Source organism: Planctomycetia bacterium (assembly GCA_034440135.1).
Lineage (GTDB): Bacteria > Planctomycetota > Planctomycetia > Pirellulales > JALHLM01 > JALHLM01.
This window is the reverse complement of record JAWXBP010000195.1, coordinates 1-9820: the sequence shown is the minus strand read 5'-3', so window position 1 is coordinate 9820 and position 9820 is coordinate 1. Positions and strand designations below refer to the sequence as shown.

Below are 9820 nucleotides of genomic sequence, written 5' to 3'. Positions count from 1 at the left end.
GCGCCGTGACGATCAAACGCACATAGCGCAGGCGAAAGGCCTCTGCGAACGTATCGTCGATAAGCGTCTGACCAAGCTGCACGCCGCGCCGCCTCCGGTTCGTTGGCTGGATCGAATCGGCACAGTATAGCGAGAAAGGCCGGAGGATTCACCACGGAGGGAGTTTGAAGTTTTCAATGTTCTGTTTTCAGCATTCGAGAACGACAGTCTCGCTGGTCCCCAAACACTGAACACTGAAAACTTCAAACTTCGTCCAACTCTCCTTCCCGCGACTCGCCGCGCTGATTGGCTTGCCAGTATTTTCTGGTGGCGACGTCCAGGCAGGTCAGCCAGCCTTCCCCGTAGACCCAGGTGTCGATGCAGATGGTGTGGCCCAAGTCGAGCGGCAGACCGTTGATCTGCCGCGTATGGCCGCAGATGACGGTCTTGCCGGATTGGTGTGGGCCGCGGTCGCGGAGTTTGTCCCAGCGGAGGACTTCCATTTGTTGCTCAGCGAGCGGCAACTGCGGTTCCACGCCGGCGTGGACGAAGAGATGGGTGTCCGTCTCGTACCATTCGCGGCAGCGTGCGGTGAAAAACTCGCGGTGGGCGGCGGGGATGGAGTCGTGCTCGTACGCGTCGCGAGCGAGGCCGTAAGAGGCCAAGGTCTCCAGGCCGCCGAACATCAACCAGCCCGACATGGTTTCCGGCTGGTCGGCGGCTTCGAGCATCATCTGCTCGTGGTTCCCCAACAGCGGAACCAGGTGGCACTCGCTTTCCAGCGACAAAAGCATGTCGACGACGCCGCGGGATTCGGGGCCGCGATCGACGTAGTCTCCGAGCGTGACGATCGTATCGGCTGGGCGCGGCTGAATCATCGCCAGCAGCGTCTCGAAAGCCATGCGGCAGCCGTGGATATCGCCGACGGCCAGCGTCCGCCCACCGGACGACATCGCCGGCGTTTTGCTGGTTGACAGTCCTGCCGAACGTGACGACTTTTTTGCCAAAACTGGATGTCCGATCCGCTTTTGCTACCGCTACAGCAAGTTTCTGATGCTTCCGCCCCAGCGACCTTTACCTCGGAAACGCGGCCGTTCCGCGCTGGCGTCCCCCGCTAAAGTTATACTATCATGACCGCCGCGGGAGGCGACGTTTCGTGACGCAGGAATTTCCCCGGAAAGCATTGCGACGATGGACCCGGCGGCGGCATTTCGCGTAACGTATTGGGGAGTGACCGGTTCCTACCCGCGCCCGCAGCCGGCGGGAGAACTGGCGTCTTCACTCGCGCGCTTGTTGGGCTCCGCGATCGAACATCACGGCAAAGCCGCGATCAGCGCAGCGTTGGGCGATCCGGCGGAGCTTGAACGCTTGTTCGCAGCGCGGGAAGGCCAGTCCCCCTGCTTTTTCGGCGGCGACACCACTTGTATTCAGATCACGGCGGGCGACCAACTTTTCATCGTCGACGCCGGTACGGGCCTCCGCTTGTTGAGCCAGCAACTCGCGAGCACAACCGGGCTGCGAGGAAACGTATTCCTCACGCATGCGCATTTCGATCATCTCTGCGCGCTGCCGTTCTTCGAGCCGTTCTATGACCCGACCGCGCGGTTCCTCGTGCGCGGCGCGCAACGCGTGCTGGCCGCGATGGAGCGGATTGGCCATCCCAGCTCGGACTTATCCGGAACGTTTCTCCCTCAAACGGTCGACCAGATGCCGGGGCTGATGGGCTGCGCCGCGATCGAAGCCGGGGAATCATTGCGTTGCGGCGATGTCACAGTGACGACGTTCGCGCTGACTCATCCGGGCGGGAGCCTGGCCTATCGCTTCGAGCGCGCGGGAAAATCGATTGTCATTGCCACCGATCACGAGCAGCCGGAGACGCCGGATTTGACGCTCGCCAAGTTCGCGCTAGGCGCCGATCTGCTCTACATGGACGCCCAATACTTGCAGCGCGAATACACTGGCGAAACGGGAATCGGCGACGACGCGCCGCAAGCACGGATTGGCTGGGGCCATACGCCCATCGAAGCGTGCCTGCCGACGGCCATCGCCGCCGGCGTGAAGCGGCTCGATCTCGGACATCACGAACCGCGCCGCAGCGACGCCATGCTGCGCGACCTGGACGCTTACGCGAGTCGCCTTCCGACCGCAGGCGGTTCGCTGCGCGTGGGGCTCGCCTATCAAGGTCTGACGGTGGACGTGTAATTAGACCGTTTCGCCGAGCACCTTGAGCACGGGCTTAGTTTGCTCCGCCAATTGCGCGGCGAGAGGATCCTCTGAAACGCTTTCGAGTTGATCGCGAATCAACGCCAACGCCTCGCCGGTGGAAACGGGATTTGGCGGTTCGGCCGCGAGATGCCCTTCCATGGTCGAGAGGAGATTGGTCAGTTCTGCAACGATGGAGCTCGGCAACTTCGGTAAAGCACCGCGGATTTCGCCATGAATTCGCCGTACGCATTGCAGATCGTCGCGCGAAAGCGACGGGCGCGCATCATCCTCCGTCTGGGCGGGCGACGGGGTAGCCGGATTCGCGGCGTAGTCCGGTTCCGACGGCAAAGGTTGCATGGGGTACTCCAGAAAGTGTGCGTGGTTCATCCTCCGGAAACGCAAACGGCGCGCCGGGCCGCTGAACCTTGTCTGCGGGGCGAGGCGTATGGTACGGTGAAATCATGGCGAAACGTATGACTGACAACTTCCATAGTGGGCTGAAGGCAGGCCTGTTGCTGCTAGTCGCGTTGGCCACGAGCCAGGCTATCGCTGCCGAACGGGTGAAGCTACTGCGCGATGGGAAGGAAATCGACCTGATTGGTCGCTTGGAGATCAAAGCGGCCGACGGCGGGCTGCTGCTGCTGGCCCAAGACGGCGTACTCTGGAATATCGAGCCGGCGGAGCAAGTCTCGCACACCTCGGACGCGGAAGACTTCGCGCCCTATGACCGCGAGCGGATCGGCAAGGAACTGCTGGCGGAATTGCCCGAGGGCTTCGAAGTCCATGCCACGGCGCACTACTTGATCTGCCACAACACTTCCAAGGCGTACGCGCAGTGGTGCGGCGCGTTGTTCGAGCGTTTGTATCTGGCCTTCAACAACTATTGGAAGCGCAACGACTTCAATCTCCACGAACCGGAGTTCCCGCTCGTCGCGATCGTGTTCGCCGATCAGGCGCAGTACGTCGCCCATGCCGAGAAAGAAGTCGGCGAGGCCGCGAAGTCGATCATCGGCTACTACAATTTGCAAACCAACCGCATGACGATGTACGACCTCTCCGGGTCGGCCAGCTTACGGCAGCCGGGAGATCGCCGTTCCAACGCCGCGCAGATCAACCAACTACTTAGCCGTCCCGAGGCGGAGCGGACCGTAGCGACGATCATCCACGAAGCGACGCATCAGATCGCCTACAACTGCGGCTTTCACACCCGCCTGAGCGACGTGCCAATGTGGGTCAATGAAGGCCTCGCCAGTTACTTCGAATCGCCGGACCTGGGCCGTGGCAAAGGTTGGCGCACGATTGGCGCCGTGAATCACTTTCGACTCGATGGCTTTCGAGATTATCTTTCGCGGCGCGGATCACGCTCGCTGGAAAGCCTGCTCGTCGAAGGCGTACTTGCAGACCACGGCCGCTTTCGCAATCCTCAGCAGGCCGCGGACGCTTATAGCGAAGGCTGGGCGCTCAACTACTATTTGTTCCAGAAGCACGCGAAGAAGTACCACGCGTATCTCGCGGGGCTATCCAAGAAGCGCCCGTTGGTGAAAGATTCCGACGAAGAACGGCTGCTCGAATTTAAACAGGCATTCGGCCCGGACTTGCAGGAATTCGATCAGCAGTTCTTGCGCTATATGGAGCGCCTCGAGTAAATCGCGAATGGAATCGTCGACACTAGCCCGTAGCGCCAGCAAGGGAGTGAGGACGCCGTATACTGTTGCTGATCAAACTCTCAACGACGACGCGCACGGATGTTTGCCAAAGTGCGGTCGAGAGTTTCGTCTTGCACGTGCTGGCGACATCCTCTCTCCCTCGCTAGCGCAACGGGCTGGTGTTCGTGCTACTTCTCGCCCCAGCGTGCTTCCAGCCAGCGCGAGAGGTAACCAAGCGGAATGCTCATAGCCAGGTAGAGGGCCGCGGTCAGCAAGCCCAGTTCCACGAACTTCAGGCTGGAGCGCGAGAGGATCAAGTATTCTTTCGTCAGCTCGCGGACGGCGATCACGCTCACCAGGCTGGTGTCCTTAAAGAGCGCGACGAGATCGTTCGTCATCGGCCCGAGCGCCGTTCGGATCGCCTGGGGAAAAATGATGCGGCGAAACGTTAGCGTTTCCGGCATGCCGAGCGCTCGCGCGGCTTCCCATTGCCCGCGCGGCACGGCGCTGATGGCGCTGCGATAGATTTCCGCTTCGTAGGCCGCATAGTTCAGGCCAAAGCCGATCACGGCCGCCGCAATCGCCGGCAACTGAAAGTCTTCGCCCGAGATACCGTAGTACAGAAAGTACAGCACCAGAAGCAGCGGCACGCCGCGGAAAAATTCCACATACCCCAGCGCGGCGGCGCGCGCCGGCCAGGGGCCGTAAAGGCGCATTACGCAAACCAACAGACCAATGAGCATCGCCACGGTCATGCTCATCACGGTGAGCAAGATCGTCATGCCGGCGGCGCTGACCAACAGCGGCGCATACTTGGAGAACGTCCAGGAATCGGCCGCGGAAGTGACCAGGTCGATATTGACAAATTCCTTTGGCAGCACTTGCAACGCGGCGTCCGGAGTTCCGTCCGGCGCAAATCCGAGGCCCGTCTGTTCTGCTTCCGCGCGATCGCCCCGCGCGAGCGCCGATTGCTGATTGTTCCATAGCCGCCACTTGCGCAGCGATTGCTGCCAACGGCCGTTTTGCAGTAGCTCGCCGAGCGCCTGATCGACACCCTTCGCGAGCGTTTCGTCGGACGGACGCATCCCGATCGCATATTCGCCAGGCGCGAACGTCGGTTCGACTAACTTGAGCCTCGGATTGGTGCTGGCGTAGTAAACGGCGATCGGCGCGTCGAGCAACACGGCGTCGACGCGACCGAGATCGAGATCGAGATAGGGGCCCACGTTGTCGTCGTAGCCGGTGACGTCACGAGCGCCAGCCGTTTCCAACAACTCCGCCGCCGCGCTTCCGCTCAACGTGCCGACGGGGCGACGGAGACAATCATCCAGCGTGCGAATCGCCTCTTCATCCTTGCGCACTGTGAGTTGCTGCGCAAAGATGAAATAGGGGCGCGAGAAGCGGACGCTATTGCGTCGTTCCGCCGAGACTTCGTAGCCGGAGATCAGCAGATCGAAGTCGTTCTTTTCCAAACCGAGTTGCAGGCTGACCCATTCATATTGCACGAATTCGGCGCGGATCGGTTTGCCTAGGCGCTTCGTCAGTTGCTCGGCCAACAGGTCGGCGAGTTCCACTTCGAAGCCGATGACGCGTGCCGGATCTTCGGGATCGCGGAGTTGATACGGGGCGCCCCCTTCGGCATCGCCGCCCCAGCGGAGGACGCCGTCGGACAATCGCGCGCGGAGCGCGTCTAAGTCAGGCTCCTGTGCAGGCAGAATGCTTGTACTCAGCGCAACGAATACGATCGTCAGCAGTCCAGTGCGCCGCATCGTCGAATGGGTTCCTTTCAGGCAGGCGAAGGCGAGTAAACTGCCGCGACATTAGACCGGCTGCGGGCACAGCTGAAAAGTCCGCCACGAAACGCCGAACGAAACCGGACCGCCAGCGCCGGGTTTAATCCTAGAGACGCACCTGGCGGCGTCTTCGATTCGCCCACAAGTCATGTGTAGGAAACCGTCATGAGAGTTCGCCTTGCGCGCGGAGTGTTCATCGTACTTTGTTTAACCCCGTTCCAGGCCTTTGGGCAGGACCCGCCAGCGCCGCCCGCTGCACCGCCGGCGCCCGAAAGGGCGGTCGATGCGCCGCAGGCCGATCATGAGGCGCACGAGCGCGACGATCGGCGAAACTCGCGCGGCGATCGAGATCAGGGCGACGATAGGGGGCAACGTGGTGACAGAGATCAGCGCCGCGACGGGGATCAACGTGGTGATCGAGATCGTTCGCGCCCTGTGCTCGACACGATTTTCCGCCGCCTGGACGTCAGTCAGGATGGAGAGCTAGAGCCTGCGGAGATTCCCGCCGAGCGCCGCCAAATGTATCGCCGCCTCGTGGCCGAAGCCGACGCGAACGACGACCGCAAGTTGACCCGCGAGGAATTCGATGCCGGCATGAGCAAGCTTCAAGAGACGTTTCAGGATCGGCTCCGTCAGGGGACCGAGCGATTTCGCGGGCCAGGGCCGCGCGGCGATGATGGCCCAGGCGGTCGCCCAATGCGCCCCATGGCGGGGCTGTTTGGCGTTCTCGACAACGATCACGACGGCAAGATTTCCGAGCGCGAATTAGACACCGCGCAGCGTTCCTTACGACAATTGGATCGCAATGGCGACGGCGAACTGACGCCAAATGAATTTGGCGCACCGGGACGGCCAGTCCGGCCGGTTGCGGATCGCCGTGAGGGCGATCGTCCCGACGGTGAAGGTGACCGCGGCGAACGCGAGCGACGCGACGGGGATCGGGAGCGTCGCGGACCAGGTGGGCCGCCGGACGCCGGACGCGGTGAGCAAGGCGAACGCGGCGAGTTCCGCGGTCCAGGCGGGCCGGATGGGCCAGGACCCCGTGGAGGCATGGGGCCTCGTGGTGGATTCGGCGGCGGCGGTTTTGGTCGACCCGGCGGTGGACCTCCGTTTGGGTTCCCTGGCGGCGGCCCACGCCCTGGGGGAGACTTGCCGGCGCCGGTCGAAGAATTCTTTAATCAACTCGACCGCAATCACGACGGCAACGTGGATCGCGAAGAACTGCGGGAAATGTTTCATGCGCCGGGACCGAGCGGGCGACGTGGCGAGGGGGGACCGCCGCCAGGCCCTCGGACGGGCGGACGCCGACCAGCGGTTGAAGTCTAACGCCGAAGTTCCATCCAACGGCTTGCCGATGGTATCACTTAAGGCGGTTGTGCGCGCCTGGCTGGGACGCCGGGCGGCAAACCTCTCTTGCGCGTTTCTTCGCGCAGGAGTATGATTCGCCGCTCCAGCTTGCCAGGGAAGGCTAACTTATGCTGTTTGCCAATCGCGATGAGCGCCGCCGCCGACTACTGACGGACGAGACGGCCGCTGACGCCGCGACCGAGGAATTGCGCAGCCTGGGAAAAGGGGACGCTCCCACCGTGGCGTACTCTTCCGGTGCGTTGCATGGGAATCGCGCGCGGATCACCGATCTCTGCCCGCAACGCCCCTGGGTGCTGGCCGTTTCCTTCCTGGCCGGGCTGCTGATCGTCGCCGGATTGGAAGCGCTCTACTATTGGATGCCCGCGCTCTCCGCGCAAACCACGGACGGCCGGATTGAAGCGTTCGACTTGGACGGCGAAGGCAGCCTCGCGGTTTGGTTTTCGTCGATGACGCTGGCCGCCGCGTCGCTGGTCTCATTGCTCGTGTACTCGATCCGGCGACATAAGGCCGACGACTACCACGGCGGCTACCGCATTTGGGTATGGGCCGCACTCTGCTGGCTGGTGATGAGCATCGACGAGTGCGGCAGCCTGCACGAAGCCTTCAAAGAAATGATGTCGCACTGGACAGGCACGCGCATCGCCGGCGACGGTTCGCTGTGGTGGGCAGGCGCTTACCTGCTGATTCTCGGCACGGTTGGCATGCGCTTGCTGCTCGATATGCGCGGCTGCCGCAGCTCGATCGCGGCGTTCTTTGCGACCGCGATCGCCTACGGCGTGGCCGTGGCGGCGCAGCTTGGCTGGGTATTGCCGGATTCGGGCGCTCGCGGCGTGATGCTTGAGGAAGGCGCCGAAATGGTCGGCAACTTGTTCCTGACGCTCGCGATGGCGATTCATCTGCGTTACGTTTGCCTCGACGCCGACGGCAAAGTGATCGCGCGGCCAAAGAAAGTGCGTCAACCGAAAGCCAAGAAAGAAGCCAAGCCCGTCGCCGACGAGGAAGCCGACAAGAAATCCGCCGCCGCACGGCGACGCAGCGACGTGCCTTCGACGCCAACACCGACGATGGTCACGCAAAGGACCGCCGCGATCGTGGAGAAAACCACCGCCCCGACGAACTCGCTAGCAGCTTCCCTCGCCGCACGCCACAGCGGCCAACAACTCCGCGTCGACCCGCCGCAATCCGACCCCGGCAACCGCAAAATGTCCAAGGCGGAACGAAAAGCGATGCGCAGAATGCAGCGCGTCGATCAGGATGATGAAGATGAGTGAGAGAGTTTGAAGTGTTCAGTTTTCAGTGGAACCTTTGAGACCGCGCAAACTCCTTGCCCGAAACTTTTCGTGCCTTTCGCGCTTTTCGTGGTTTCAATCCTCTCCTCTTCTCACTGTTGTGGCACGGTCTCCCGACCGTGCCACCTGGCCGACCGCAGGTCTCCCGTTCCGGAAGTCACCGCACTCCGTAGTGGCAGGTGCCTCCGTGACTCCGTGGTGCAACCATCCTACGGCGTCAGCCGGTACTCCGGCGAGTCGATCAGCTCGATCTGAATCGTCCGCTGCGTCGCGCCATTTCGCATCCGATCGACGCGAGTATTCAGTTCCTCGGCGGTGGGCGTGCGGCCTAGGTATTGCTGATACCAACCAGTGATCAGGTTCCGGAAATTTTCGTCGCTGCGCGTAAAGCCGAACACAACTTGTTGCCGTGAAAGCTGGCCACTCGACAAGCGCGTGGTCCAGTAGTCCAAACCTGCGGCGTCCGGCTCGCGTCCCAGCAACCGGCGGTAAAGTTCCGTGACCCAAAGCGTGTTCGTGCCGCCCGCCGAGGCGAAGAACTCCGCCGAGGCGATGATGTTCGCCACGACATTGTCGGGCCCGCCGTCGGCTTGCCAGACGGCGCGGTAGTAGTTCACGCCCGCTTGCTCCGCTTCGCGTAGCAGGTAGTCGCGGTAGTACTGGCGAATGATCGGATCAAGCCGTTCGGCGCTTTCGAAGATACCGGACGCGACCGTGCCGTACGATTCCCCGGCATTGATCCGCGCGACCCAGTAGTCGAGCCCGGCCGGTTCCGGCGCGCGGCCGAGAACTTGTTGATAGAGTTTCGAGACAATGTCGGATGTGTCCGGAATCGCCAGCCCGCCTGCGCCGAGGACATCTTCGTTGGCGAAGAACGAGGCCAGGTGAAAGCCGTTCAGGAATTGCGATTCGTCCTCCACGATCTGATCGACCAGCGTACCGTTCGTGGTGAAGCGGCGAATCAAATTGTTGCGACCGTCGGGACCTTGACTGGTGATGATCCGCTCGATCAAACCATCACCGTCGAGATCGGCGCCGACGCCGCGAATCGGCGAACTGCTGCTGGCGTCGGTGTAGCCGTCGAAGTTGGCGAGCAAAGCGCCGGTGCGGCCGTCGAACAACTCCACCCGTGCGTCGCCGCTCGGCCCCTGCGCGGCAATGATATCAGGCGTTCCGTCGTCGTTGATCCGTCCCGCGGAAACGAACACGCCGCCGCGGAAGGCCGCGTCGAACGGCAAGACTTGCTGCACCGCAGTGTAGCTCGGTAAGTTCGCGGTCACGTCGTATACGCGCACCGTGGCCCGCATGCCGGTACTGGAGCCGACGACGATGTCCGCCTTGCCGTCGCCAGTGAAATCAGCCGCGGCGACGCTCGAACCACCAATGAATTGATCTCCGAACGGACTGAATTTGCGAAACGGCGCGCCGGCAAACGGAGCGGCGGCGTTGGCGATGATGTTATTACGATAGACGCGGACTTCCGAGGGACCGCGCCCGACGGACGTGATAATGTCGTTGCGTCCGTCGCCATCGACGTCGC

8 protein-coding genes are annotated in these 9820 nt (G+C 62.4%); 4 read left to right on the top strand and 4 right to left on the bottom strand.

Annotation, left to right across the window (positions count from 1 at the left end):
- Positions 1-242: 242 nt before the first annotated feature.
- Positions 243-932 (bottom strand): metallophosphoesterase family protein, encoded by a 690-nt coding sequence (locus SGJ19_11450; protein ID MDZ4780859.1) that lies wholly within the window; start codon positions 930-932, stop codon positions 243-245.
- 238 nt (positions 933-1170) lie between these two features.
- Between SGJ19_11450 and SGJ19_11445 the strand changes: the two genes are divergently transcribed.
- Entirely contained in the window at positions 1171-2181 is a 1011-nt protein-coding gene (locus SGJ19_11445) for an MBL fold metallo-hydrolase (GenBank protein ID MDZ4780858.1), read from the top strand.
- Here the strand turns inward: SGJ19_11445 and SGJ19_11440 are convergent, their stop codons facing one another.
- The gene (locus SGJ19_11440; GenBank protein MDZ4780857.1) at positions 2182-2541 is read right to left on the bottom strand and encodes a hypothetical protein; all 360 of its coding nucleotides are present in this window, start codon (positions 2539-2541) and stop codon (positions 2182-2184) included.
- A 116-nt stretch (positions 2542-2657) separates the two neighbouring features.
- Here SGJ19_11440 and SGJ19_11435 point away from each other — a divergent pair, with 116 nt between their 5' ends.
- Positions 2658-3830, top strand: a complete 1173-nt coding sequence (locus tag SGJ19_11435; GenBank protein ID MDZ4780856.1) for a DUF1570 domain-containing protein — start codon at positions 2658-2660, stop codon at positions 3828-3830.
- Positions 3831-4018: 188 nt separating this feature from the next.
- On the opposite strand, the gene SGJ19_11430 is transcribed toward SGJ19_11435, so the two are convergent.
- Positions 4019-5599, bottom strand: a complete 1581-nt coding sequence (locus SGJ19_11430) for an ABC transporter substrate-binding protein/permease (GenBank protein ID MDZ4780855.1) — start codon at positions 5597-5599, stop codon at positions 4019-4021.
- Between the two features lie 189 nt (positions 5600-5788).
- On the opposite strand from SGJ19_11430, the gene SGJ19_11425 reads away from it, so the two are divergent.
- Positions 5789-6949 carry a hypothetical protein gene (locus SGJ19_11425; GenBank protein ID MDZ4780854.1) on the top strand — a complete coding sequence of 387 codons (1161 nt, stop codon included), beginning with the start codon at positions 5789-5791 and terminating at the stop codon, positions 6947-6949.
- Positions 6950-7098: 149 nt separating this feature from the next.
- The gene (locus SGJ19_11420) at positions 7099-8262 is read left to right on the top strand and encodes a hypothetical protein (protein MDZ4780853.1); all 1164 of its coding nucleotides are present in this window, start codon (positions 7099-7101) and stop codon (positions 8260-8262) included.
- 227 nt (positions 8263-8489) lie between these two features.
- Here the strand turns inward: SGJ19_11420 and SGJ19_11415 are convergent.
- Positions 8490-9820: DUF4214 domain-containing protein (locus SGJ19_11415; protein MDZ4780852.1), on the bottom strand; the 1331-nt coding region annotated here is incomplete at its 5' end.